Source organism: Austwickia sp. (genome assembly GCA_016699675.1).
Lineage (GTDB): Bacteria > Actinomycetota > Actinomycetes > Actinomycetales > Dermatophilaceae > Austwickia.
The window spans coordinates 3,004,613-3,029,244 of the sequence record CP064985.1; the positions used below are offsets into that span (position 1 = coordinate 3,004,613).

The 24,632-nt window shown below is 71.0% G+C and carries 27 protein-coding genes; 17 read left to right on the top strand and 10 right to left on the bottom strand.

Annotated elements, in window-relative coordinates; genetic code table 11:
* Window positions 1-120: 120 nt before the first annotated feature.
* Window positions 121-441 (top strand): hypothetical protein, encoded by a 321-nt coding sequence (locus IPK37_13735; protein QQS00001.1) that lies wholly within the window; start codon window positions 121-123, stop codon window positions 439-441.
* Here the strand turns inward: IPK37_13735 and IPK37_13740 are convergent.
* Window positions 404-1,801 (bottom strand): C39 family peptidase, encoded by a 1,398-nt coding sequence (locus tag IPK37_13740; protein QQS02882.1) that lies wholly within the window; start codon window positions 1,799-1,801, stop codon window positions 404-406. The genes IPK37_13735 and IPK37_13740 overlap by 38 nt on opposite strands.
* A gap of 88 nt (window positions 1,802-1,889) precedes the next feature.
* Here IPK37_13740 and IPK37_13745 point away from each other — a divergent pair, with 88 nt between their 5' ends.
* The 7 genes from IPK37_13745 (at window position 1,890) to IPK37_13775 (ending at window position 9,003) form a co-directional block, all read left to right on the top strand.
* Window positions 1,890-2,981, top strand: a complete 1,092-nt coding sequence (locus tag IPK37_13745) for a succinyl-diaminopimelate desuccinylase (GenBank protein QQS00002.1) — start codon at window positions 1,890-1,892, stop codon at window positions 2,979-2,981.
* Between the two features lie 210 nt (window positions 2,982-3,191).
* Complete coding sequence (ahpC, locus tag IPK37_13750; protein QQS00003.1) at window positions 3,192-3,755, top strand: alkyl hydroperoxide reductase subunit C; 564 nt, start codon at window positions 3,192-3,194, stop codon at window positions 3,753-3,755.
* Between the two features lie 121 nt (window positions 3,756-3,876).
* A complete protein-coding gene (ahpF, locus tag IPK37_13755) occupies window positions 3,877-5,451 on the top strand; it encodes an alkyl hydroperoxide reductase subunit F (GenBank protein ID QQS00004.1) in 1,575 nt (524 codons plus the stop codon).
* A complete protein-coding gene (locus IPK37_13760) occupies window positions 5,448-6,365 on the top strand; it encodes a LysR family transcriptional regulator (GenBank protein QQS00005.1) in 918 nt (305 codons plus the stop codon). The genes ahpF and IPK37_13760 overlap by 4 nt, the downstream gene beginning before the upstream one ends.
* Before the next feature lie 34 nt (window positions 6,366-6,399).
* Entirely contained in the window at window positions 6,400-7,236 is an 837-nt protein-coding gene (locus IPK37_13765) for a TIGR00730 family Rossman fold protein (GenBank protein QQS00006.1), read from the top strand.
* A 76-nt stretch (window positions 7,237-7,312) separates the two neighbouring features.
* Window positions 7,313-7,729, top strand: a complete 417-nt coding sequence (locus IPK37_13770; GenBank protein ID QQS00007.1) for a DivIVA domain-containing protein — start codon at window positions 7,313-7,315, stop codon at window positions 7,727-7,729.
* 92 nt (window positions 7,730-7,821) lie between these two features.
* The gene (locus IPK37_13775) at window positions 7,822-9,003 is read left to right on the top strand and encodes a hypothetical protein (protein QQS02883.1); all 1,182 of its coding nucleotides are present in this window, start codon (window positions 7,822-7,824) and stop codon (window positions 9,001-9,003) included.
* Between the two features lie 65 nt (window positions 9,004-9,068).
* On the opposite strand, the gene IPK37_13780 is transcribed toward IPK37_13775, so the two are convergent.
* Window positions 9,069-9,863 (bottom strand): enoyl-CoA hydratase/isomerase family protein, encoded by a 795-nt coding sequence (locus IPK37_13780; protein QQS00008.1) that lies wholly within the window; start codon window positions 9,861-9,863, stop codon window positions 9,069-9,071.
* A 235-nt stretch (window positions 9,864-10,098) separates the two neighbouring features.
* On the opposite strand from IPK37_13780, the gene IPK37_13785 reads away from it, so the two are divergent.
* The gene (locus IPK37_13785; protein ID QQS00009.1) at window positions 10,099-10,275 is read left to right on the top strand and encodes a DUF3117 domain-containing protein; all 177 of its coding nucleotides are present in this window, start codon (window positions 10,099-10,101) and stop codon (window positions 10,273-10,275) included.
* Between the two features lie 73 nt (window positions 10,276-10,348).
* Here the strand turns inward: IPK37_13785 and IPK37_13790 are convergent, their stop codons facing one another.
* Window positions 10,349-10,981, bottom strand: a complete 633-nt coding sequence (locus IPK37_13790) for an O-methyltransferase (GenBank protein ID QQS00010.1) — start codon at window positions 10,979-10,981, stop codon at window positions 10,349-10,351.
* Window positions 10,982-11,178: 197 nt separating this feature from the next.
* Between IPK37_13790 and sigE the strand changes: the two genes are divergently transcribed.
* Window positions 11,179-11,769 carry an RNA polymerase sigma factor SigE gene (sigE, locus tag IPK37_13795; protein QQS00011.1) on the top strand — a complete coding sequence of 197 codons (591 nt, stop codon included), beginning with the start codon at window positions 11,179-11,181 and terminating at the stop codon, window positions 11,767-11,769.
* A gap of 159 nt (window positions 11,770-11,928) precedes the next feature.
* Here sigE and IPK37_13800 read toward each other — a convergent pair whose 3' ends face one another.
* The 4 genes from IPK37_13800 to IPK37_13815 form a co-directional block, all read right to left on the bottom strand.
* The gene (locus IPK37_13800) at window positions 11,929-12,204 is read right to left on the bottom strand and encodes a hypothetical protein (protein QQS00012.1); all 276 of its coding nucleotides are present in this window, start codon (window positions 12,202-12,204) and stop codon (window positions 11,929-11,931) included.
* Window positions 12,205-12,286: 82 nt separating this feature from the next.
* A complete protein-coding gene (locus IPK37_13805) occupies window positions 12,287-13,147 on the bottom strand; it encodes a 3-oxoacyl-ACP reductase FabG (GenBank protein ID QQS00013.1) in 861 nt (286 codons plus the stop codon).
* A gap of 68 nt (window positions 13,148-13,215) precedes the next feature.
* The gene (locus IPK37_13810; protein ID QQS00014.1) at window positions 13,216-14,304 is read right to left on the bottom strand and encodes an alpha/beta fold hydrolase; all 1,089 of its coding nucleotides are present in this window, start codon (window positions 14,302-14,304) and stop codon (window positions 13,216-13,218) included.
* Window positions 14,301-14,723: a hypothetical protein gene (locus tag IPK37_13815; GenBank protein QQS00015.1), complete on the bottom strand. Its 423-nt coding sequence runs from the start codon at window positions 14,721-14,723 to the stop codon at window positions 14,301-14,303. The genes IPK37_13810 and IPK37_13815 overlap by 4 nt, the downstream gene beginning before the upstream one ends.
* A gap of 107 nt (window positions 14,724-14,830) precedes the next feature.
* On the opposite strand from IPK37_13815, the gene IPK37_13820 reads away from it, so the two are divergent.
* The 5 genes from IPK37_13820 to IPK37_13840 all read left to right on the top strand — a co-directional run bounded on the left by IPK37_13820 (window position 14,831) and on the right by IPK37_13840 (window position 19,072).
* On the top strand, window positions 14,831-15,244 hold the full coding sequence (locus IPK37_13820; protein QQS02884.1) for a helix-turn-helix transcriptional regulator: 414 nt from the start codon (window positions 14,831-14,833) through the stop codon (window positions 15,242-15,244).
* Window positions 15,245-15,378: 134 nt separating this feature from the next.
* The gene (locus IPK37_13825) at window positions 15,379-15,828 is read left to right on the top strand and encodes a hypothetical protein (GenBank protein QQS00016.1); all 450 of its coding nucleotides are present in this window, start codon (window positions 15,379-15,381) and stop codon (window positions 15,826-15,828) included.
* A gap of 194 nt (window positions 15,829-16,022) precedes the next feature.
* On the top strand, window positions 16,023-16,940 hold the full coding sequence (locus tag IPK37_13830) for an ABC transporter ATP-binding protein (GenBank protein QQS02885.1): 918 nt from the start codon (window positions 16,023-16,025) through the stop codon (window positions 16,938-16,940).
* Window positions 16,937-18,532, top strand: coding sequence for a hypothetical protein (locus tag IPK37_13835; protein ID QQS00017.1), 1,596 nt, complete (start codon window positions 16,937-16,939; stop codon window positions 18,530-18,532). The genes IPK37_13830 and IPK37_13835 overlap by 4 nt, the downstream gene beginning before the upstream one ends.
* A 108-nt stretch (window positions 18,533-18,640) precedes the next feature.
* Entirely contained in the window at window positions 18,641-19,072 is a 432-nt protein-coding gene (locus IPK37_13840; GenBank protein ID QQS00018.1) for a twin-arginine translocase TatA/TatE family subunit, read from the top strand.
* A gap of 147 nt (window positions 19,073-19,219) precedes the next feature.
* On the opposite strand, the gene IPK37_13845 is transcribed toward IPK37_13840, so the two are convergent.
* The 3 genes from IPK37_13845 to IPK37_13855 all read right to left on the bottom strand — a co-directional run bounded on the left by IPK37_13845 (window position 19,220) and on the right by IPK37_13855 (window position 22,430).
* Window positions 19,220-20,347, bottom strand: coding sequence for an Mrp/NBP35 family ATP-binding protein (locus IPK37_13845; protein QQS00019.1), 1,128 nt, complete (start codon window positions 20,345-20,347; stop codon window positions 19,220-19,222).
* Between the two features lie 114 nt (window positions 20,348-20,461).
* Complete coding sequence (locus IPK37_13850) at window positions 20,462-21,163, bottom strand: DUF1003 domain-containing protein (GenBank protein QQS00020.1); 702 nt, start codon at window positions 21,161-21,163, stop codon at window positions 20,462-20,464.
* Window positions 21,153-22,430: a magnesium transporter gene (locus IPK37_13855; GenBank protein QQS02886.1), complete on the bottom strand. Its 1,278-nt coding sequence runs from the start codon at window positions 22,428-22,430 to the stop codon at window positions 21,153-21,155. The genes IPK37_13850 and IPK37_13855 overlap by 11 nt, the downstream gene beginning before the upstream one ends.
* A gap of 184 nt (window positions 22,431-22,614) precedes the next feature.
* Between IPK37_13855 and IPK37_13860 the strand changes: the two genes are divergently transcribed.
* Window positions 22,615-23,712 (top strand): CoA ester lyase, encoded by a 1,098-nt coding sequence (locus tag IPK37_13860; protein ID QQS00021.1) that lies wholly within the window; start codon window positions 22,615-22,617, stop codon window positions 23,710-23,712.
* A 1-nt stretch (window position 23,713) separates the two neighbouring features.
* On the top strand, window positions 23,714-24,592 hold the full coding sequence (locus IPK37_13865) for a CoA ester lyase (GenBank protein QQS00022.1): 879 nt from the start codon (window positions 23,714-23,716) through the stop codon (window positions 24,590-24,592).
* The last annotated feature ends 40 nt before the right edge of the window (window positions 24,593-24,632 follow it).

The following is a 24,632-nucleotide window of genomic DNA, read 5'->3' on the forward strand; positions in this document are numbered from 1 at the left end:
CGAGCACGGTGCCCTGGTGAGCGGCCGCCCGAGGTCGCAAGGGCGAAGGCAGTTAACGGCGAGGCGTCATCTGAACGGCGCGGAGTTGTACGAGCGTCCTGGTCGCGCCATCATGCCGTTATGTCCTCGGTCTGGCGGTACCTCATGCTCGCGGCGGCGCCGTCCGCGGCCTTCCTGGCGGCCCAGAAGGCGCTGGAGGCGATCGCCAGCTACGACTCCCACGGACCCCGCCGGCCCACGCCCACCCGAGAGTTCCTGACCGCGGCCATCGACCGGCTGCAGGCCGAGTACGACGACCTCAAGGCCCGCCAGCCCGCGGCCAAGGCCCACAAGCTGGAGGCCGCCGCACTGGCACTGGAGGACGCCAAGAACAACCTGTTCCGGCACGACGTCGCGGCCTCGCTCACCAGCGACGCGGGATCGTCCGTCCCCCGGGCGTGATGCCCACCCGCGGCGCGGAGGGGGCCGGCGGCAGGGGCGTCTGGGGCGGCGTCGGCGCGCGGCTCGGCCGCACCACGTACGCCGTACGGCCCGAGTTCGCCCACGCCCGCTCGAACTGGCCGCGCTGATAGACCGCGCGCACCCGCGCGTTGCTGGCGACGAGATGCGAGGCGGGGTCGTTGACCACGGGGTTGCCCGCCGCGTCGAAGCCGACCAACACCATCAGGTGCCCGTCGGTGTCGTAGCCGGACCCGGTCAGCTGATCGGCCGTGAAGGACAGCGAAACCCCCAGCGGCACCCCGTCCCGGATGAACGCCTCGGCGGCGGCCAGGTCGGCAAGGCGGGTCACGTACCCCTCCAGCGGCACCCCCGCCGCCGTCCGCGTCGCCGCGTACGCCGTGTTGAACGGCCAGTTCCCCGTCCCGCCGTACGCCGCGTCGTAGACCCGCCGAGCCGCGAGGTCCACCTGCCCGTCCACGGGCGGGACGACCCAGGCCCGCTCGGCGGCGCTCGGCCCGGCCCGCCAGTAGTCCAGCAGCATCGCCGTCGTCGTCGCCGAACACCACGACTCCCCGCCGCCGCCCCACTGCGGGTAGTGCCCGGCGTGCACCTCCTGGGAGAGCGACGGTACGTCGAGCGTGGCCACTGTCCCGCCGAAGGCGCTGGTCGGCTCATTCATCGAGCCCGCCGTCGGCACCGCGCTGGCCATCGCGCCCGCGAGCCGCAGCGCCGGGCTGGCGGTCGTGCCGGCGCGGCGCAGCAGGTTCGCCCGCAGTTGCCAGGAGCGGAATGCCGCCCCCCCGCCGGTCATCAGCGTGTCGGTCGCGACCGACGCCCCGGCGGCGCGCTGGCCCGCCACGCTGGCCCGCGTGATCGCCCCGCCCTCGGCGACGTCGGCCGCACACCAGCGGCCCATCACGAACCACGCGGTGGGCGCCCCGCTGGCGTCGAGCCCCCGGATCAGGATCTCCACCCAGGTGCCCGGCGGCGTGTCCGCGTTCCATGACGCGATTAGCTCCGTCCACGCGAATCCCGGCGTCACGGCCGGACTCTCCCAGGTGGCGACGTCGTACCGGACCGCTCCCGCGCCCCCGCCCCACGGGTCGGCGTAGTCGCGGGGGCCGAGGGGGCTGCCGATTCGTACGCCGGCCGGGGTGACCACCGTGCCCCCGAGGCGGCCGGCGCCCACGTCGGCGGGGCGCCAGAAGCGCTCGGCGATCTGCCGGGGCACCGCCGCGGCCTGGGCGCGCCCGGCCAAGGGCAGCAGACTGAGGCCGGCCAACCCGCCCAGCACGGCGCGCCGACTTGGGGTGCCTACGATGCCCGCTCGGTGACGCGAGCGGGTGAAGCTGCCGGACATCATGCTCCCTCCGGCCGAATTCGCCAGTCCGGCAACGATACCCGCTGGGCCTTCGAGGGGCCCCCGGGCTCGGGCTACGGTTGCCGACATGAGCACCCCCACCGCGCCCGACCTGGACCTCACCCTCGACGTGGTCGCCCTGACGGCCGCGATCTGCGACGTCCCCTCGGTGAGCGGCGACGAGGCGCCCCTGGCGGACGCCGTGGAGGCGGCCCTGCGAGGGCTCGGCCACCTGAGTGTCGACCGCATCGGCAACGTCGTCATCGCGCGGACGTCACTCGGGCGCAGCGAGCGGGTGCTGCTCGCCGGACACCTCGACACCGTGCCGCTGACCGATCCGCCCAACCTGCCCACCCGGCGGCAGGACGGCGCCGATGGCCCTGAGCTGTGGGGCCGTGGGACCGTCGACATGAAGGGCGGCGTGGCGGTGCAGCTTCGCCTCGCCGCCGAGCTGCCGGCGTCGAACCGCGATGTCACCTATGTCTTCTACGACTGCGAGGAGGTCGAGTCGGCCCGCAACGGCCTGGGCCACGTCGTCGCCTCCCACCCCGACCTGCTCGCCGCCGACTTCGCCGTCCTGCTGGAGCCGACCCGCGCGGAAGTGGAGGGCGGCTGCAAGGGCACCCTGCGGGTGCGGCTGAGCACGACCGGGGTGGCCGCCCACTCCGGCCGACCGTGGATGGGGGACAACGCGGTCCACAAGCTCGCCCCCGCGCTGGCGACGCTCGCGGGCTACCAGGCCCGGGTCGTCGACGTCGACGGGCTCACCTATCACGAGGGGATGTCCGCCGTCGGGATCAGCGGTGGGGGCGGCAACAATGTCATCCCCGACGTGGCCGCGCTGCTGGTCAACTACCGGTTCGCGCCGGACCTGACGGGGGAGCAGGCGGTGACGCACGTGCGCGAGGTGTTCGACGGGTACGCCGTCGAGGTCGTGGACCTGGCCGACGGCGCCCGGCCGGGCCTGGATCGGCCCGCCGCCCGAGACTTCGTCACCGCGCTCGACGTACCGGTCTCCGCGAAGGAGGGCTGGACCGACGTCGCGAGGTTCGCCGCGCTCGGCGTACCGGCGGTGAACTTCGGCCCCGGCGACCCCCTGCTCGCCCACAAGGACGACGAACGGGTGCCGCTGGCGCAGTTGCGGGAAGCCGAGGCGGCACTGCTGCGCTGGCTGTCCTGATCCGGAAGACTGGCCTTCGTGACGGACGTTCGCCTCGCTCGCGCGTGGTTCGTCCGATTGAGCGGCATCGCGGCAGCTCACGCCCGTCATAGCCGGACCCTATGGACGACATGCAGAGAAACGATCAACGTCGCCTAGCGATTTAGCTCGTTTCGATATAGGTTTCTTATCGGAAGCGCACCCCGAGACCACAAAGGAGCAGCACCTCCCATGTCGCTGATGAACACCCAGATCCTCCCGTTCAAGACCACGGCCTACAAGAACGGTGAGTTCGTCGAGGTCTCCGACGCGGACGTGAAGGGCAAGTGGGGCATCTTCTTCTTCTACCCCGCGGACTTCACCTTCGTCTGCCCCACCGAGCTCGGTGACCTCGCGGACCACTACGACGAGCTCCAGAAGATGGGCGTCGAGGTCTACTCGGTCTCCACCGACACGCACTTCGTGCACAAGGCGTGGGCCGACACGACCGAGACGATCGGCAAGATCAAGTACTTCATGCTCGGCGACGCCAACGGCGAGATCACCAACAACTTCCAGAACATGCGCCCGGGCGCCGGCCTGGCCGACCGCGCGACGTTCCTGGTCGACCCCGAGGGCGTCATCCAGTACATCGAGTCCACCGCCGAGGGCATCGGCCGCGACGCCGGTGAGCTCATGCGCAAGGTGAAGGCCGCCCAGTACGTCGCGGCCCACCCGGGCGAGGTCTGCCCGGCCAAATGGCAGGAGGGCTCGGAGTCCCTCAAGCCGTCGATCGACCTGGTCGGCAAGCTCTGATCGCGTCGTACTCAGTCACGTTCCGCGCAACGGCGGGCGACCCACGCCGGTCGCCCGCCGTTCGCGCACCCTCTTCGATCCACCCGGCAGCACCCACCGCACGACTCGCCTGAGGAGAGACATGCTCGACAAGGAGCTCTTGGACCAGCTGAAGACCTACCTGGAGATGGTGAAGGAGCCCATCGAGCTCGTCGCCACCCTGGGCAAGGGCCCGAAGTCTGAGGACATGCGGGCGATGCTCACCGAGATCGCGGACCTGTCGGACAAGGTCACCGCGCGCTTCGACGGCGCCAACAAGCGGCACCCCTGCTTCGACATCGTGCGGCCCGGCAGCGACATCCACGTGACGTTCGCCGGCCTGCCGCTGGGTCACGAGTTCACGTCGCTGGTGCTGGCGCTGCTGCACGTCGGCGGGCACACGATCAAGGAGGACGCCGACACCGTCGAGGCGATCCAGGCGCTCAAGGGCCCCCTGGAGTTCACGACGTACATGTCGTTGGAGTGCCAGAACTGCCCGACCGTCGTGCAGGCGCTCAACGCGATGGCGGTGCTCAACCCCCAGATCAGCCACACCGCGGTCGAGGGCTCGCTGTTCCAGGACGAGATCCGGGACAAGAACATCCTCGCCGTGCCCACCATCTACCTCAACGGCGAGCTCTTCGACCAGGGCCGCATGGACGCGGCCCAGATCGTGGGCCGCCTGGACTCGGGCGCCCAGGAGCGCGCGGCCGCGAAGCTGACCGAGAAGGAGCCCTACGAGGTGCTCATCGTCGGGGGCGGCCCCGCGGGCGCGTCGGCGGCGGTCTACACCGCGCGCAAGGGGATCCGCACCGGCCTGGTGGCCGAGCGCTTCGGCGGCCAGGTCCTCGACACGATGGCCATCGAGAACTTCGTCTCCGTGCCCTACACCGAGGGCCCGACGTTCGCGGCGAACCTCGAGGAGCACGTGAAGAAGTACGAGGTCGACCTCATGAAGGGGGCCGCCGCGACCAAGCTCGTGCCGGCCGCCGAGCCCGGCGGGCTGCACACAGTCGAGTTCGGTGCCGGCTCGCTGAAGGCCAAGACCGTCGTGCTGGCGACGGGCGCCCGGTGGCGACACATGGGTGTGCCCGGCGAGACCGAATACCGCAACAAGGGCGTCACCTTCTGCCCGCACTGCGACGGCCCGCTGTTCAAGGGCAAGCGGATCGCCGTCGTCGGCGGCGGCAACTCCGGCATCGAGGCCGCGATCGACCTGGCGGGCGTCGTGGGCCACGTGACGGTCATCGAGTTCCTCGACGTGCTGCGCGCGGACGACGTCCTGGTCGACAAGCTCAAGAGCCTGCCGAACGTCGACATCATCATGTCCGCCAAGACGACTGAGGTGGTGGGGGACGGTACGGCGGTGACCGGCTTGACGTACGAGGACCGCACCACCGGCGAGACCAAATCGCTGGAGCTGCAGGGGATCTTCGTGCAGATCGGGCTGCTCCCCAACACCGAGTGGCTCAAGGGCACCGTCGAGCTGTCCGACCGCGGCGAGATCGTCATCGACGGCCGGGGCGCGACCAACCTGCCCGGAGTGTTCGGGGCCGGCGACGCGACGACGGTGCCGTACAAGCAGATCGTGGTCGCCGAGGGTTCCGGCGCGACGGCGGCGCTGTCCGCGTTCGACCACCTGATCCGCACCAGCGCGCCGGTGCCGCAGCCGGCGTGAACCTGCGCGACCTCGAATACCTGGTGGCGCTGGCCGATCACCGCCACTTCGGCCGGGCGGCGGCTGCCTGTTATGTCAGCCAGCCCACGCTGTCCACCCAGGTCAAGAAGCTGGAGTCCGAGCTCGGCGTGATTCTCGTCGAGCGCGGCTCCCGCTCGGTCCTGCTCACGGCGGCGGGGGAGGCGGTCGTCACCCAGGCCCGACACCTGCTCGAGGACGCGGAGCAGATCCGCCGGATCGCGCGGGCCGTCGCGGACCCCGAGGCCGGCACGCTGCGCCTGGGGCTGTTCCCGACCCTCGCGCCGTACCTGCTGCCGCACATCGTGGACGGCGTCCGCGCCCGGTTCCCCCGCCTGGAGCTGCTGCTCGTCGAGGAGAAGAGCCCGGAGCTGATCGAGCGGCTGCGGGCCGGCACGCTGGACGCCGCGCTGCTGGCGCTGCCGCTGCCGGAGGAGTCCCTCGCCGCCGAGCCGCTCTTCCGGGAGGACTTCCTGCTGGCCATGCCGGCCGGGCACGAGCTGGCCGCCGCGCCCGAGCCGCTGCCCGCCGACGCGATGGCCGGCCAGGAGCTGCTGCTGCTCGAGGACGGGCACTGCCTGCGCGACCAGGCCCTGGCCGTGTGCGCCTCCGCGGGCGGGCACGAGCGCGGCGGATTCCGGGCCACCAGCCTGGAAACGCTGCGGCACATGGTCGCCACCGGGGTCGGGCTGACGCTGCTGCCGGAGCTGAGCGTCAGCCCACCGGTCGCGGCGCACCCGGGCGTCGTCGTACGCCGTCTCGCCGACCCCGCGCCGTACCGCGACATCGCGCTCGCGCGCCGCCCCAGCCACGTCGACGGGCAGCTGCTCGTCGACCTGGCCGCCGTGCTCCGCGAGGTGCCGCACGTCCACCCGCTGCCGCCCAGCAAGCCCTGACGGCGGCCTCGGCCGGGCGGTTACCGTGGGGCAGGTGAGCCACACGCCACACGGACCGGCCGGCCCGCCCCCGCCGAATGCCGATGGACCAGCCGGCACGCCCGACGCGGACGGGGACGCGGCTCGCCACGCGGCGTACCACCGCGGGCCCGTCACCCTCCGCGACCACCAGATCCCGCACTCGACCACCGACCAGCGCCTGCTCGACTCGCCGAACCGGGCGGACTGGCTGCACACCGACCCCTGGCGCGTGCTGCGCATCCAGGCGGAGTTCGTCGAGGGCTTCGGCGCGCTGGCCGAACTGGGGCCCGCCGTCAGCGTGTTCGGGTCCGCGCGAACCCGGCGCGACGACCCCACCTACGACCTCGGCGTACGCCTCGGCAGCGCCCTCATCGACGCCGGCTACGCCGTCATCACCGGCGGCGGCCCGGGATCGATGGAGGCCGTCAACCGCGGCGCGGCGCAGGCGCGCGGCACGTCGGTCGGGCTCGGCATCGAGCTGCCCTTCGAACAGGGCCTCAACGAGTTCGTCAACCTCGGCGTCCATTTCCGCTACTTCTTCGCCCGCAAGACCATGTTCGTCAAGTACGCCGAGGGCTTCGTCGTGCTCCCCGGCGGCATGGGCACGCTCGACGAGCTCTTCGAGGCGGTCACCCTCGTCCAGACCCACAAGGTGACGTCGTTCCCGATCGTGCTCCTCGGCTCCAGCTACTGGAGCGGTCTGGTGGCGTGGCTGCGCGACTCCGCCGTCCCGGCGGGCACGATCTCCGCCACGGACGTCGACCTCTTGCAGGTCACCGACGACGTGGCCGAAGCCGTCCGGATCATCGTCGAGTCCGACGGGCAGCCGCCGCCGCACCGCCCCGAGTGAGCCCGCGGGCCGACGCGCGGGGGAGCGCGGAGGGGGCACGGCCGTCGATCGCCCCGACCGTGGCACCATCGAGACCGTGATGGTCTTCCTCAGCGCCCTCGTCGTGCTCGTCGCCGGGGCCGTCGCCGCCCTCGCCGTGGGAAGGCTCGGCAGCGAGGCGAGCGTGGCCATGCCGGAGCCCGTCCACACGACCGGCCACGACGTGCTCCCGCCCGGCCGCCACGGCGAGCTGACCCGCGCCGACCTCGCCGGGGTGCGCTTCGACCGGGCCGTGCGCGGCTATCGGATGGACCAGGTCGACGCCGTCCTCGACCGGCTCGCCGAAGAGATCGCCACCCGGGACGAGCGCCTCGCGGCGCTGACGACCGTTGGCCCCGGTATCGACCCCGACGACGTGGCCGGCCCCGGTCCGGCAGCCCACGCCGCACAGCCCGCCGACGCCCCTCGCGAACCGAACCCCACCGACCCTCCGGGCGGGGACCGCGCGCCGTGACCCCCGCGCACGCCGCGTCGCGACCGCGCGCCGCCTCCCGAGCGCGTCCCCTCGCCCCGCAGACCCGCGGGGTCGAGCTCGGCGCGCGACACGTGCCGTACGTCGGGTGGATCATCGGGCTGTACGCCGTCGCCCGGCTCGTCAGCGGTGTGCTGCTGGCGGTGCTGACCCGCTACCAGGTCCCGGTCGGTTGGACCGGCGAACACGTCACCTACGGCACGATCGTCGGCCTCTGGGACGCGGGCTGGTACAGCGAGATCGCCCAGCACGGCTACCCGCATGAGCTCCCGCGGGACCCCTACACCGGCGACCTGCAACAGAACCCGTGGGCGTTCTACCCCCTGTTCCCGGTCCTGACCCGCCTGGTCATGGGCCTCACGGGCGCACCCTTCGCGCTGGCCGGCGCCACCTTGTCGCTCTTGCTCGGCGGCGCAGCGGCCGTCGTCATCGGCACCACCCTGCGCGACCACGTGGGTCCCCGAGCGGCCCTGGCCGCGGTGGTCGTCTGGGCCACCTGCGCCCCCTCACCCGTCCTCCAGGTGGCCTACACCGAGAGCCTCGCGATCCTGCTGCTCGCGCTCGTCCTGCGCTTTCTGGACCGCGAACAGTGGTGGGCGGCCGCGGGCTGCGCCTTCCTCACCGGGCTGGCCCGCCCCATCGCCGTCCCGCTCGGCGTGGTCGCGCTCGTCGCCGTCGTGGTCCGCTGGCGCCGCCGCGCCGACCGACCCATCCAGCGACGCGAGGGCACCGGAATGCTGGCCGCCCTGGCCGGGTGTGGCCTGGCCGGCCTGACCTGGCCGCTCGTGGCCTGGCTCGGGACGGGGGTGCGCACGGCGTACACCGACACCATGGCCACCTGGCGACACGGCCAGAACATCGTGCCCCTGACGCCCTGGGTGGGCATCTCCGAATGGTTCTTCCGCGGCGCCGGCAGCACCGCCGCCCGGCTCGCCCTGGCCGCGATCGTCGCGCTGCTCCTCGGGCTCGCCCTCGGGCCGTGGGCCGCGCGCCTCGGCCCCGTACTGCGCACCTGGATCCTGGCCTACCCGTTCTACCTCGCCGTCGTGCTCGACCCGGGGACCAGCGTCATCCGCTACCTGCTGCCGTGCTTCCCCTGGGCGGTCATCGCCGTCGACGGCGCGTGGCGGGGGGCCCCCTCCGCCGTACGGACGTGGGCACTGGCCGCCGGGTGGGCCGCTCTCGGGGTGGCGACCCAGTGGTGGTGGCTGTACGAGCTGTGGCGGTTCGTTCCCCCGAGCGACTTCCCACCGTGACCGCGAGGAAGCGGCCGGCGTAACCGCCGGCCGCTTCCTCGAACTACGCTGCGCTGGGTTCGTCGTCAGCGACCGGTGAACGCCGGCTTCTCCTTCGCCAGGAACGCCTCCACTGCGGCCGCGTGATCGGCCGAGGTGCCGGTGCGCTGCATCTGCTCCGCCTCGAAGGCCAGGGCGTCGCTCAGGCCCCGGCCCATGGCGTACGCCACGCTCTGCCGCATCGCGCCGTACGACTTCGTCGGCCCCGCCGCCAGCTTGCCCGCGAGATCGGCCACCGCCGCCTCGAACTCCGCCTCCGGCACGACCTGCGTCGCCAGGCCCAACTCCAGGCACTCGGCCGCCTTCAGGGTGCGCGGGAAGAACAGCAGCTCCTTGGCCTTCGCCGGACCCACGAGGCGCGGCAGCCAGTACGACGTACCGGAGTCACACGACAACGCGATCCCCGAGAAGGCGAGGTTCATCGCCGCCCCTTCAGTGAAGATCCGCGCATCACAGGCCATCGCGAACGCCGCGCCCGCCCCCGCGGCCACCCCGTTGACCGCGGCGATCACCGGCTTGTCCATCGTGGCGAGCAGCTCCGCGATCGGGTTGTAGTGCTCGTAGACCGTCTGCGCGAGGTCGGCGTCCCCGGCCCGCAGGCCGGTGACGTGCTCCTTGAGGTCCTGGCCCACACAGAACGCCCGGCCCGACCCGGTCAGCACCACACACCGGACGTCCTCGTCCGAGGCCACCGCCGCGAGCGCATCCCGCAGGGCGTCCTTCGTGGCGTTGTCGAGGGAGTTCATGGCCTCCGGACGCGACAGGCGGACGGTGGCGACGCCTCCCGCACAGCTGACCTCGACCGGGCTACTCGTGGACATCTGCACTCCTCCTGTTCGGCGGGCTGGAGCCCGCATCACCGCACGACATCGACCTGTCGCGGCGCGACACGGCCGTCCCCGATTTCGCATGCCAGAAGCGAGCGGAGATAATGGAGCAACGAGTGCGCGCCATCGGGCGTCCCGGTCAGTCGTGCCGCTGCTTCGCAGCGTACGGGCTCGGCCGGGGCCGGACGGCACAAAGAGCGCAACGGTAACGCCTGAGAAAGGGGCACACATGGCCGCGATGAAGCCGCGTACCGGCGACGGGCCGCTGGAGGTCACCAAGGAGGGGCGTGCGATCATCGTCCGCATGCCGATCGAGGGTGGCGGTCGCCTCGTGGTCGAGATGACGCCCGACGAGGCCGCCGACCTGGGCCGAGCGATCCAGAACTGCGAGAACGTGCCGCTCTGACCGAGCGTTCGCGCGCCGTCACGCCAACGCCTCAGGGGCGCCGCCACTTCGGCGGCGCCCCTGAGGCGTGCACTTAGCGCTTGATGGCGACGAACAGCCCATCGCCGACGGGGAGCAGGGTCGGGATGACCCGGTCGTCGTCGCGCAGGCTCTTGCCGAGGTCGCGAATGATCGTCGTCACGTCGTCCCGGGCGGCCGGGTCCGCCACCTTGTCGTGCCAGAGCATGTTGTCGATCGCAAGCACCCCGCCGCGACGCAGAATGCGGATGGCCTGCTCGACATACCCCGGATAGTCGCGCTTGTCCCCGTCCACGTGCACCATGTCGTAGGCCCCGTCGGTGAGGCGCGGCAACACGTCCCGGGCGTCGCCGGTGATGATGCGGGTCCGGTTCGCGGGGACGCCCGCCTGGGCGTACGCCGACTTGGCGGCCCGCCCGTGTTCCGGTTCGATCTCGATCGTCGTCAGTACGCCGTCCGCGGGCATCCCCTCGAGGATCCACAGGCCGGAGACCCCGGCGCCGGAGCCGATCTCCACGATGGTCTTGGCGTGGCAGGCCGCCGCGAGCATCCGCAGGGCCGCCCCGGTGCCCGGCAGGACCGGCGTGGCGCCCAGCTGTTCCCCCCGCGCTCGGGCGGTCTCCAGCGCGACCGTCTCGCCGATGAAGTCCTCGGTGTAGGCCCACGAGGCCACCTTCTGCCCGCTCATAGGCGAAGCCTAGTGGCGCCGCGTTCGGCGGACGGACGCCAACTCGCGGAGATGAGAGCCCGATGGTCGCGGGCCGTCCGACAGGCCGCTCCAGGGCCATCCCCCAGGCGATTCCCAGGGACATGCGGCATCATCGGCTAGGTCGACCCTGACGGCTGCCCGGCACGGACTGCCGGCCGACGAATGTGAGGACCGCAGTGAACGCAGCCCACCTCCCCGAGGTGACACCCGACTGGGTGGCGCCGACCTGGGAGGAGGTGGTGCGGGAACATTCGGCCCGGGTCTACCGGCTCGCCTATCGGCTGACCGGCAACCCGCACGACGCCGAGGACCTCACTCACGACGTGTTCGTGCGCGTGTTCCGGTCGCTGGACAGCTACCAGCCGGGCACGTTCGAGGGGTGGCTGCACCGCATCACCACGAATCTCTTCCTGGATCGGATGCGTCGGCGCCAGCGCATCCGGTTCGACGCCCTCGCCGAGGACGCCGCCGCCAGGCTGCCCAGCCGCGAGGCCGGGCCGGAGCAGACGTACGACGAGCGGACTTTCGACGACGACGTGCAGCGGGCGCTCGACGCCCTCGCGCCCGAGTTCCGCGCGGCCGTCGTGCTGTGCGACATCGAGGGCCTCTCCTACGAAGAGGTCGCGGCCACGCTCGGCATCAAGCTCGGCACCGTGCGCTCGCGGATTCACCGCGGCCGGGCCCAGCTCCGCGAGGCCCTGGCGCACCGGGCGCCCACCAGCAAGCGGTCCCGCGCCACCCGAATTCCGGGCCTGCGTCCCGCCTGACGGCCCGCAACCGGTCATCCCGTACGGCGTACAGCTCGTCGCCGCATACGGCGTACCGGCCCTCACCCACGAACCAACGAGACGGGCTCCCCACCTGGGCGGGGAGCCCGACTCGTCGAGGGTCCTGCGTCGTACGCCGGGAGTGTCCGAGGCGCAGACTCAGGTGAGCATCTGCCGCGCTGCCGAGGTGTAGGCCTCGCTCATCGCCTTGATGTAGTTGGCCTGCATCGCGGCGAACTCGGAGATGAAGTCGATCTGCGTGGCCTTGCCGGCCTTGCGCTGGAACGAAAGCATGCTCTCCAGCGACTTCTCATAGGCGTCCAGGCTGGCCAGCCCGGCACTTCGGCTCGACTCGATGAGCTTGTCGCTCATCTCCTTGATGCGGGCCACGGCCTCCTCGACGGCCTTCGGGTCTACGGGTGCCTTGTTGTCCATTTCCTTCTCCTCCGCTGACGTTCTGGACCAGACCCAGACCCTGGGGGTGGCCGGGGGATCTCTCCCTAGCCACCCCCGCGGATCACATGTCCTGGCCGCCGTTGACGCCCCAGACCTGACCGGTGATGTAGCCGGACTCGTCGGCGCACAGGAAGTGCACGACGCGGGCGATCTCCTCGGGCTTGCCGAGGCGACGCACCGGGATCCCGGAGGCGATCTTGTCGAGGACCTTCTCGGGGATGGCCGCGACCATCTCGGTCAGGACGTAGCCGGGGGTCACGGTGTTGACCGTGATCCCGATGCTGTCGGGGGTGAGCTTGCCGGCGCGCTCCAGGTGGAAGCAGGCCTCCTTGGCCAGCGTCTTCGTCAGGCCGAACTCACCGGACTTCGACGCGGCGTAGTTGGCCTGGCCGATGTTGCCGTGCTCGCCGATGAGCGAGCTGACGTTCACGATGCGGCCGGTGCCGCGCTCGATCATGTGCTTGAGCGCCGCCTGGGCGAGGAAGAACGAGCCGGAGAGGTTGACGTTGATGACGTCGTACCAGTCCTGGTCGCTCATCTTCGTGATCACCTTGTCCTTGGTGATCCCGGCGTTGTTGACGAGGATGTCGAGGCGGCCGTGCTGCTCGATGACCTCGGCGATCGTGCGGCGGCAGGACTCGGGGTCGCCGACATTGCCCTGGTGCAGGCTGAAGTTCTGCTCGGGGAAGTGGTCCTTGAGCAGCGCGAGGTGGGTCTCCGCCTTCTCGACGTTGCCGGAGAAGCCGAGGGCGACGTGCGCGTGCTGGGAGGCGAGGCTCTCGCTGATCGCCGCGCCGATCCCACGGGTTCCACCGGTCACGAAGGCGACCCGGTCGTGCAGCTTGTTGCCCTGAAGGTAGGACTGCATTTCCTTCGGGTTGGTGGGGGAGCTGGGGGCGGACGGGTTCTGCGTCGTGGTCATGTCGTGTCTCCTTTGACGACGGCACTACGGGGCAGTCAGTGCGAACTGGTTCTCGTAGGGGATGCGGGTTAATCCTGATCGTGAGACGTCGAACTCGTGTGGGGCACCACCTCGTCGCTTCGGGCCGCGAGCCATGCCGCGATGTCGGGCCAAATTTGCTTGCGAGCCTTGGATCCTGCCATGAGCCCGATGTGTCCGCCAGGGCGGTCGAAATGCTCCAGGTCAGAAGAGGCCACGAGTGAGAGTAGCGGGAGCGTCCCCTCCCGCGGCGCGATGTGATCGGCGTCGGCGGTGACCACCAGCGTCGAGCATTCGATGGCCCCGAGGTCCACCCGCCGGCCGCGCAGGAACAACCGGCCGCGGACCAAGCGGTTCTCCTTGTACATCCACGTCACCCATTGACGAAAGGCCGTCGAGGGGAACGGCGGGTTGTCGCCGACCCACTTGTTCATGGCCTGCCAGGTCTGTCGGTTCACCGTGCCCGCGTCGACGGATTCCCAGAGCTTGCGGTACGTCGTGACGTAGTTGGCCACGGGTTTCATCAGGCGGTTCGCCCAGTCCACGTAGCCACCTGGAAGGGCCGGGACGCTGTCGGCGACGTGGTCGACGTCGAAGGCATCGCGGGCCAGCCAGGTGGTGTAGAGCGAGTCGCTGGTGTCGACCGGCATCGTCAGGAGCACGAGGTTGCGCACGATGCCCCGGGGGGCGAGGGCCGTGTACATCGCCGAGAGGGCCGCGCCGATGCACCACCCGATCAGGCTCACGTCGGCCGACCCGGAGGAGCGCCGGACCTCGCGGATCCCCCAGGCGAGTTCGTCGCAGACGTATTCCGCCAGCCCCATGTCCTGGTCCTCGTCGCCGGGCACGCCCCAATCGATGAGGTAGACGTCGAAGCCTTTGTGGAGCAGGAACTCCACAAAGGAGTTCCCCGGCTGGAGGTCGAAGATCGTGGGCCGGTTGATGAGGGCGAAGACCAGCATCACGGGGGTCTTGTGGCGCCGGGTGGTGCTTCGGTAGCGGTAGAGGGTGGTCTTGCGGTGGGTCCAGATCACGACGCGAGGCGTCACGCCGATGCGCGTCTCCTCGACGGTGAGCAGGATGTTCGACGTGGTCAGCGCGGTCCGAGACAGCTTGGTGAGGGTGCGCAGCGGGTTCATGTGTCCTGGTCCGGCGTCGCCGCGGACGCCGCCGGCGCACCGGGTCGGGCGAGGTCGGCGCGCAGCTGGGTGAGCGCGTCGTGGATGCCCTCCACGTGCTGGAGGAGCAGCTCCAGCTTGTCCTCGGTCCGCGCCAGCTGCTGGGCCAGCCGGGTGACGTCGGTGCGGCCGGCCAACCGCGTCCGACGTACGACGTCGTCCAGCAACGTGCCGGACATCTTGCTCAGCGACATGGCGTTGCCGACCGTCATCGCGAGCAGATCGGAGAAGCCCTCGGTGGCGACCAGGCCCTCCATCGACTCGCTCGTGCGACGCTCGGTCTCTTCGTAGGCGCGTCGCACCTGTTCGAGCGGGGACATGGGGCGATCCGCGGTCATGTGGCCTCCGAGGGTGGCCGGGATGTCCGCGGGGGGAGTCATCCGACCTCGTGTGACGACGATCATCGGCCGATCCGACCTCGGCCCTACGATGGTTATAGGTGCGCTAGATGGAACTACCGTTGAGTATGAGCAAGGGAATCTCGGCCATGGCCCGACGAACGGATGAACAGCGGGATGCGTCGACCCCCGACGGGGCGACCGGATCTTCCCCGGGCGCAGGGGCGCTCGGGTCCTTCATCCGCGCCCAGCGGCAGCTCGCGGACCTCTCGTTGCGGCAGTTGGCCTCGCTGAGCAACGTGTCGAATGCCTATCTCAGCCAGGTCGAGCGGGGGCTGCACCAGCCCTCCTTCAAGGTGGTCTCATCGATCGCCGAGGCCCTGAATCTCTCGACCGAATACCTGCTGAGCCAGTCCGGCTGGCTGCGACCGGCCGAGGACGGCGAGCGGGAGGCCACCGGCGTGGAGGCCAGCGTTTTGGCCGACCCGCTGCTCACCGACGAGGAGAAGCAGGTGGTGATCGGGGTCTACCGGAGCCTGCGACGTCGCCACCTGGAGTCGTAGCCGCCGGACACGCTGGCGCTTGGCATATCAATCATGGACGGTTGACATGCCGTGCGCGGCGTGCGTACTATTTCAATCGACGAGTGGTGGTTTCGCCGAGCCGCCGCCCATCCCCACCGCAAGGAAGGCATCTCATGAGCATCACCGGTTCGTACTACGACGCCGCCCGCAACGCCCAGGAGCGTTGGGTCGCGACGATGGAGCAGATGATGAACGAATGGCAGGGCGTCATGCCCGCCGGCTTCGCCAAGATGGACCCCAAGGAGCTGAACCAGCAGATGCGCGAGGGCATCGACCGGTCCTTCGACTTCTGGACCAAGGCCCTGGAGGTCCAGCGCCAGTTCGCCTACCGCGTCGCGGACGCCAACATCGAATACCTCACGGCCCTGCAGGGCGAGGCGGCTCAGCTGGGCAGCCTCATGAATGTGCAGATGATGAAGGCCTCCGACCAGGTGAAGAACGCCGCGCGCACGGCGACCGACGCCATGGCCGACGCCGCCGCTCGCGCGGAGCAGAAGGTTCGCGACGCGGCCGAGGCGGTCCAGCACCACGGCAGCGACGAGAGTGGTTCGGACCACGCCTGACCGGCTGCCGCACTCCCGAGACCCGGAGCCCCGTCGACGCGACTAATCCGTCGGCGGGGCTTCGCCATGCCCGAGGTCCGCCATGCCCGGTACTCGCCATGCCGGGACTCGCCATGCCCGTGGAACGTGCCTGAGGTTGCGCCGCCCTGGATCGGTGCATGATGCGTGCAGGAGACCTCATCCCGGGAGGACTGATGAACGACGCCGTCATCGAGACGCGCGGCCTGCGCAAGACCTTCGGCTCCACGGTCGCCCTCGACGACCTCTCGCTGCGCGTCGAACAGGGCCAGGTGCACGGCTTTCTCGGACCCAACGGCTCGGGCAAGTCCACGACCCTGCGCGTCCTGCTGGGGCTCCTTCGCAAGGACGCGGGCGAGGTCACGATGCTGGGCGGGGACCCCTGGGCGCAGGCGGCGGAACTGCACCGACGGCTGGCGTACGTCCCGGGCGACGTGAGCCTGTGGCCGAACCTCACCGGGGGGGAGGCCATCGATCTCATCGGCCGCGCCCGGGGCGGCCTCGATTCCGGCCGCCGGGCGGAGCTGGTCGAGCGCTTCGATCTCGACGTCCGCAAGAAGGGTCGGTCCTACAGCAAGGGAAACCGCCAGAAGGTCTCGCTGGTCGCCGCCCTTGCGGCCGACGCCGAGCTGCTCCTGCTCGACGAGCCGACCTCGGGTCTCGACCCGCTCATGGAGCGCGTTTTCACGGAGTGCGTACGCGAGGAGCGCGACCGCGGCCGCACCATCCTGCTGAGCAGCCACATCCTCTCCGAGGTCGAGGCGCTCTGCGACCGGGTCAGCATCGTCAAGGCCGGCCGCATCGTGGAGTCCGGCACCCTGGCCGACCTGCGCCACCTGTCCCGCACCCAGGTCAGTGCCGAGACGGCCACCCCCGTCGACGTGACGAGCCTGCCCGGCGTCTACGACGTGGTGCTGGACGGCTCGCGGCTGTCCTGCCAGGTCGAGCCGGCCGCGTTGCCGGCCCTGCTGAGCCGGCTGGCCGACGGCGGCGTACGGTCTCTGACCAGCTCGCCCCCCACCCTCGAGGAACTGTTCCTGCGGCACTACGGCGACGACTCGGCGACCCGCAACTGGCCGGCGGGTGCGGCATGAGCGGCTTCGGTGTCTGCCTGCGCGCGGCGGCGCGCGGCAGCCGGTGGTTCTACCTGATCTGGATCCTCGTGCTGACCAGCATGTTCCCGACGACGGCGAGCCAATACCGCAGCATCGTGTCCGACGACCCTGCCGGCCGCGTCGCCGCCGAGGCGCTCGCCGCGAACCCGACCATGCGCGCCCTGCTCGGGCCACCGTTCGACCTGATGAACACCGGCAGCTTCGTCATGTTCCGGGTCGGCACCTTCGTGCTCGCCATGGCCGCCATCATGGCCGTGCTCGGCGTGATCCGCGGCACGCGCGGCGAGGAGGAGGACGGCCGGCTCGAACTGCTCCGGTCCGGTCAGATCGGGCGGCACGCGCCGCTGGCCGCCGCCATCACGCTGGGCCTGATCGCGGCGAGCGCGTACGGCGTCCTGTCCGCCGCCGCCCTGGCCGGCTATGCCCCGGGGCCCGGCGGCTTGACCTTCGGCCTCGGGATGGCGCTCGGCACCGCCGTGTGGGTGGGGGTCGGCGCGGTGGCCGCGCAGCTGTCGAGTTCGGCTCGGACGGCTCGGCAGTACGGGCTCAGCGCCCTGGGCGCGGCGTTCCTCGTGCGGGCGCTCGCGGACGGTTCGCCCGTCGACAGCCCGCTCCGATCGCTCCAGTGGATCTCGCCCGTCGAATGGCCGGCGTTGGCGAGGCCGTACGCCGGGGACCGACTCCCGGTCCTGCTCCTGCCCGCGCTCCTCACCGTCGCCCTGCTGGCCCTGGCCGTCGCCCTGGAGTCGCGCCGCGACCTCGGCGCCGGGCTGCGGCCGGCCGCTCCGGGCCCGGCGCACGCGACGCCCGCGCTGTCCTCCGCGGCCGGACTCGCCTGGCGGCTGCAGCGCGGCAGCATCGGCGTCTGGGTCGTCGGCCTCCTGGTCTTCGGTGCCGTGGTCGGCATGCTGAGCAGCACGTTCGACACCGCCCTGAAGGACGACGCGGCCGTCGCCGAGCGGATCCGCGCGATGGGCCGCGGGATCGCCGACCTCAAGTCGGCCTTCTACGTCGCCATGCTCGGGATCATCGTCACGCTCGTCGTCGCGTTCGCGCTGCAGTGCCTGGGGCGGTTGCGGCGCGAAGAGCTCGACGGGCACGCCGAGGTCATGCTGGCCACGGCGACCCGACGTACGGCGTTCGCCTGGTCCCACCTCGGGCTCGCGCTCGGCGTACCCAGCCTCGTCATGGCGGCGTGTGCCGCGTTGTGCGCGCTGCCCCAGGGGGTGGCGGAGGACGTTTCGATCGTGGGCCGGGTGGTCGGAGGTGGCCTCGCCCTCCTGCCCGGCGTGTGGCTCGTGGTCGGGCTCGCCATGACCGTCGTGGGCTGGGTGCCCCGCCTGGCCGTCCTGCCGTGGCTGGTCGTGGCGTGGTCGATGCTGGTCAACTGGCTGGGCGGCATCCTCAAACTGCCGGAGGCGGCCCTGAACGCCACCCCGTTCGCCCAGCTGCCCAAGATCCCGGGCGAACCCATGGCGTGGCCGCCGGTGCTCATCGAGTCGCTGGTGGCCGTGCTGCTCGTGGCGCTGGGCCTGGTCGGCTACCGGCGGCGCGACATCGCGGGCCGCTAGGGGTCTCCCGGGCCGGATCGAATGCTCCCGCGCCGATCGGACAGCTCGCACTCAGTCGGCTGAGGCAGGATGGTGCGCGGGCAACCGGTCCGAACGGAGGCGCAGCGGGTGTTCGACATCAACGGTTGGGAGTTCGTGATCATCGCGGTGATCGCTGTGCTGCTGATCGGCCCGGAACGCTTGCCGCAGTACGCGGCCAAGCTGCGGTCCTGGATCCGCGAGCTGCGCTCCCTGGCCGAGGGTGCCAAGGAACAGCTCCGCGAGCAGATGGGCCCCGAGTTCGACGAGGTCGACTGGAAGGCCTACGACCCGCGGCAGTACGACCCGCGTCGGATCGTGCGCGAGGCGCTCCTGGAGGACCCGAAGCCGGCCGGCGCCGGTTCGGAGGCGATGGCAGGCTCGGCCGGGCTGGCGGGGATGGGGGGCGCGGCCACGGCCGCTGCCACGGGTGCTGGCTCGACGGCGCAGGACTTCGCACCGCCGCCCCCCGCCGTCTACGATCCGGGTCGCCCCACGCCGTACGACGACGACGCCACGTAGCCCGAGCGAGCGTGCGCGGCGTGGCTTCCTCGGCGACCGTACGCCGGGCGCGGCGGCGCACCTCCCGGGGCTCCGATCGGAGCGGCGTGGGCGTCCTGAGACGTTGGGGCTCCGATGGGAGTCGTCGCGCCGGGGGCGCAGGACGCCTCAGGTGAAGCTCAGCCCCAGGCGCTTGCCCGCGAGGCCCTGGGAACGGGACGCGAGCTGCCGCGCGATGCCGCGCAGCGCGGTCCCGGCGGGGGAGTCGGGCGCGTGCACGGCGACCGGTCGGCCGCCGTCGCTGCCCTCGCGCAAGGCGGTGTCGAGCGGGATCTGACCGAGCAACGGCACCTGCGCGCCGGTGATCCGCGTCAGCGAGTCGGCCACGGCCTGGCCGCCGCCCGTGCCGAAGATCTCCTGCCGGCTGCCGTCGGGCAGCTCCAGCCAGGACATGTTCTCGATGACCCCCACCAGCCGCTGGTGCGTCTGCACGGAGATCGAACCCGCGCGCTCGGCAACCTCGGCCGCGGCCTGCTGCGGGGTCGTGACCACGATGATCTCGGACCCCGGGATGAGCTGCGCGACCGAGATCGCCACGTCGCCGGTGCCTGGCGGGAGGTCGAGCAGGAGGACGTCGAGGTCGCCGAAGTAGACGTCGGAGAGGAACTGCTGCAGCGCCCGGTGCAGCATCGGCCCGCGCCAGACGACGGGGGTGTTGTTGGGGACGAACATGCCGACCGAGATCACCTTGACGCCGTGCGCCTCGGGCGGCATGAGGAGGTCGTCGACCTGCGTGGGCTGCCGTTCGACGCCCAGCATCCGCGGGATCGAGAAGCCGTAGACGTCCGCGTCGACGACGCCGACCTTGAGGCCCTCGGCGGCCAGAGCGGCGGCGAGGTTGGCCGTGATCGAGGACTTGCCGACGCCGCCCTTGCCGGAGGCGATCGCGTAGACCCGCGTCAGCGACTCCGGCTTCGCGAACGGGATCTCCCGCTCGGCCACGCCGCCGCGGATCGTCTCGCGCAGGTGCGCCCGCTGTTCGTCCGTCATCACGCCGAGCTGTACGTCGACCGAGGTCACCCCCTCGACGTCCATCAGGGCGGCGGTGACGTCCCGGGTGATCTTCTCCCGGAGCGGGCATCCCGCCACGGTGAGCAGGATGTGGGTGCGGACCCGACCGGACTCGTCCGCCTCGACCTCCTGGACCATGCCCAGGTCGGTGATCGGCCGGTGGATCTCGGGGTCCTCGACGGTCGCGAGGGCGGCGAGCAGTGCGTCACGGGTCGGAGCAGCCATGCGGCACACTCTAACGGTCGTCTCAGATGGGGCCGCCGTCGCCCGGTGGACTGGTCCCGCGGGCGCTCGACCTACGTGGTGCTGCGACGAACCCGCGGACGACGCAGCGTTGGGCTACGACGGACCCGACCCCGGCGCGTCACCCTCGCGGCGCTCCCCGGCGAGCCGCGCCCGCGCCTCGGCGGCGATGGGGTCCGGCTCGCTCGGCTTGGGCCCCTTCGTCTCGCCGCGCTTGCCCTTGCCCGACTTGGTCTTCTTGGGCGCGGCGCGCTGCTCCTCGGCGGGGCGGCCGCAGTGCGGGCAGTCGCGGTGGTGTTGCTGGTTGAGCTCCTCGACGAGGTCCCGCAGCTCGGACCGCAGGAAATCGCGAGTCGCCATGTCGCGCAGGGCGATCCGCAACGAAGCGACCTCGCGCGTGAGGTATTCGGTGTCGGCGAGATTGCGCTCGTCGCGGGCCCGGTCCTGCTCCAGGGCCACGCGGTCGCGGTCGTCCTGCCGGTTCTGCGCCAGCAGGATGAGCGGCGCGGCATAGGAGGCCTGCAGCGACAGGATGAGCGTGAGCATGGTGTAGTTCAGCTCGCGCGGATCGAACTGTACGGCGGGAGGCATCAGCGTATTCCACGCCAGCCACGCAGCGACGAAGACCGACATGTAGATGAGGAACTGGGCTGTCCCCATCCACCGGGCGAACTTCTCGGCGATGACCCCGAACTCCTCGGGGTCGAGCCTCGGCAGCCGGACGCCCCGCCGGCCGGCCTCGCGCGGCTGGTCCAGGCGAGCGTCCCGGGCCTCCCTCGTCCGTTGGTTATCCCGCATCGGTCACCTCGTGCCGGTCCTCGCGCCAGTCGTCCGGGAGCAGGTGGTCGAGGAGGTCGTCGACGCTGACCGCCCCGAGCAGGTGTCCCTCGTCGTCGACAACCGGCACGGAGACGTTGTTGTACGTCGCCATCTCCCGCGTGATCGTGCCGATGGAGGCGTCCGGCCGCACCGGGTCGACGCTCTTGTCGAGGATCGAGCCGACGGCCGCGTGCGGGGGCTCCCGCAGGAGCCGCTGGATGTGGACCATGCCCAGATAGCGACCCGTGGGGGTCTCCAACGGGGCCCGGCAGACGAAGACCGTGGCGGCGATGGCGGGCGAGATCTCCGCCCTGCGAACCACAGCAAGCGCCTCGGCGATCGTGGCCTCGGGCGGCAGGATCACCGGCTCGGTGGTCATGAGACCGCCCGCCGTGTCCTCGTCATACTCGAGCAAGCGCCGCAGGTCAGCCGCCTCGTCGGGCTCCATCAGCTCCAGATAGCGCTCCTGCGCCTCGGGGCTGAGCTCGGAGAGCAGGTCGGCGGCGTCGTCCGGTTGCATGGCCTCCAACACGTCCGCGGCCCGGTCGGATTCCAGGGTCGCGAGGATGGCCACCTGGTCGTCCTCGGGCAGCTCCTCCAGGACGTCGGCGAGCTTCTCGTCGTCGAGCGCGGTCGCCACCTGGATGCGTCGCTGCGGCTGCAGGTCATGGATGAGTTCAGCCAGATCCGCGGCCTTCAACTCGTCATAGCTCTCCAGCAGGAGGTCGGCGCCCTGCTCCTCGTCGGCGGTGAAGAGTCCGACGACGACCTCGATCGGGACCGTGGCCGTCTCGCCGCGGCGCCGCCGCAACCCCAGGCTGCGGCGCAGCCCGAACCCCTGCCGGTCCCCGTCGTCCTTGCGGACGAAGGCCTTGACCACGGCCCAGTCCCGAGTGCCCTCGCGCTCGATCGCCACGTCCTCGATCACCGCCCGATAGTCGCCCTCGGGATCCCGGACCGTGACGGAGCGGTCGAACACCTCGGCGAGGACCAGCGTCTCGTTCGGGCGCTGCTCGAAGCGGCGCATGTTCACCAGCCCCGTCGTGACGACCTGGCCACCCTCGACGCTGGTCACTCGGGTCATCGGGACGAAGACGCGACGCCGGCCGGGCACCTCGACCGCCAGTCCGATGACGCGCGGCCGATGGCGCGCGGGGCTGACCGTGACGATGACATCGCGCACTCGCCCCACCTGGTCGCCGAGCGGGTCGAACACGCTCAGGCTGGCCAGGCGGCTGACGAACACGCGGGTGGTCACGCTCTCGAGGCTACCTGCCGGGCGAGACCGCCCGAACGCGTGAAGGCCGTCACAGCCGTCCGGGCGGTTTGGTCGGATCGCCGCTGCTAGCGTCGCATTCGACCCAGCCTGCGCCGCCTGGCGAGGCTGGCGTGCCCGCCGTCGCCCAATCGTCGACCAGGAGGATGCCGCCGTGCGCAGCGCCAAGGACTTCTTCGCCCCCCTCGCCGTGGGGGCTCCCACGCCATTGCGGGAAATCCCTGCCCGCCCGAGCCGGGCCATTCACTTCTTCGACCCCAGCAACGCGAAGATGGCGGCGAAGATCCCCGACATGGTCGGCAAGGTCGACGTCCTGCTGGGCAACCTCGAGGACGCCGTCAAGGCCGAGAACAAGGAGAAGGCGCGCGCGGGCCTAGTGGCCATCGGCAAGGCCACCGACTTCGGCATGACCCAGCTGTGGACCCGGCTCAACGCGCTCGACAGCCCCTGGTTCCTCGACGACGTCACGACGCTCGTGACGGAGATCGGGGACAAGCTCGACGTCGTGATGATCCCCAAGGTGCAGGGCGCCGAGGACATCCAGTACGTCGACCGGATCCTCGCCCAGCTCGAGGCCAAGGCGAAGCTGCAGCGGCCCATCCTGGTGCACGCCATCCTCGAAACGGCGCGCGGCATGGTCAACGTCGAAGAGATCTGCGGCGCATCGCCCCGCATGCAGGGCATCTCGCTCGGCCCTGCCGACCTCGCCGCGGACCGGCGGATGAAGACCACGCGCGTCGGCGGCGGGCACCCCGGCTACCTCGTGCGAGCGGACGCGGCCAAGACCGACGAGGGCTACGACTTCCACGGCGAGCGCACCATCTTCCAGCAAGACCTGTGGCACTACACGATCGCCCGCATGGTCGACGCCTGCGCCATGCACGGCATCTACGCCTACTACGGCCCGTTCGGTGACATCTCCGACGTCGTGGCCTGCGAGGACCAGTTCCGCAACGCCTTCCTCCTCGGCTGCGTCGGCACCTGGACGCTGCACCCTAAGCAGATCGAGATCGCCAAGAAGGTCTTCAGCCCCGACCCCAAGGAGCTCGTGCACGCCTACGAGGTCGTCGAGGCCATGGGCGACGGCACCGGCGCCGTGATGGTCGACGGAAAGATGGAGGACGATGCCTCCTGCAAGCAGTGCCTCGTGGTCGTGAACCTCGCCGAGCAGCTGGCCGAGATCGACCCGGATCTGAAGGAGGCCTACGCGCAGGCCAAGGCGGCCGCGCAGGCCAAGGCGAAGGGAGCCTGACATGACCGAAACCAGCTTCCGGCCCCGCCGGTCGGTGCTCTACATGCCCAGTTCCAACGAGCGCGCCCTCGAGAAGGCCAAGGCCCTGCCGTGTGACGGCATCCTGCTGGATTTGGAGGACGCGGTTGCGCCGGACGCCAAGCCCCAGGCCCGGCTCAACGCGTGCGCGGCGGCGGGCTCCGGCGAGTATGGCCACCGCGAGCTCATCATCAGGGTCAACGGCATGGACACCGAGTGGCACGAGGAGGACATGAAGGCGGCGTGCGCGGCGGGTCCCGACGCGATCGCGGTGCCGAAGGTGTCGTCGGCACAGGCGGTGCTCGACCTCGTCGCGTCGATGGAGAAGTACGGCGCCCCGGCGAAGACCACGCTCTGGGCCATGGTGGAGACGCCGATCGCCATGTTCCGGGCCTACGAGATCGCCTCCGCGAGCCCGCGCCTGTCCGTGCTCGTCATGGGCACGAACGACCTGGTCAAGGAGCTGTACGCCGAGCACGTGCCCGGCCGGTCGCCCGTGCAGACCGGACTGCAGCTGTGCCTGCTGGCCGCCCGCGCCGCAGGAAAGGTCATCCTCGACGGCGTCTACAACGACGTGAAGAACGAGGAAGGCTTCGTGGCCGAGTGCCAGCAGGGCCGGGAGTGGGGGTTCGACGGCAAGACCTTGATTCACCCGGGCCAGATCGCCCCGGCCAATGCGACGTTCGCCCCCAGCGAGAAGGCGGTTGACGACGCCCGCGGCATCCTCCAGGCGTGGGAGGACGGCAAGGGCAGCGGCGTCGTGACCTACAACGGCAAGATGATCGAAAGCCTGCACGTGGAGAGCGCCAAGCGCTCCCTGGAGATGCACGACGCGATCAAGGCCCTCGAAGCCGAGGCCTAAGCAGCGGGTCGGGTGCGGCCCGGCGCGTGTGGGGGCCGCG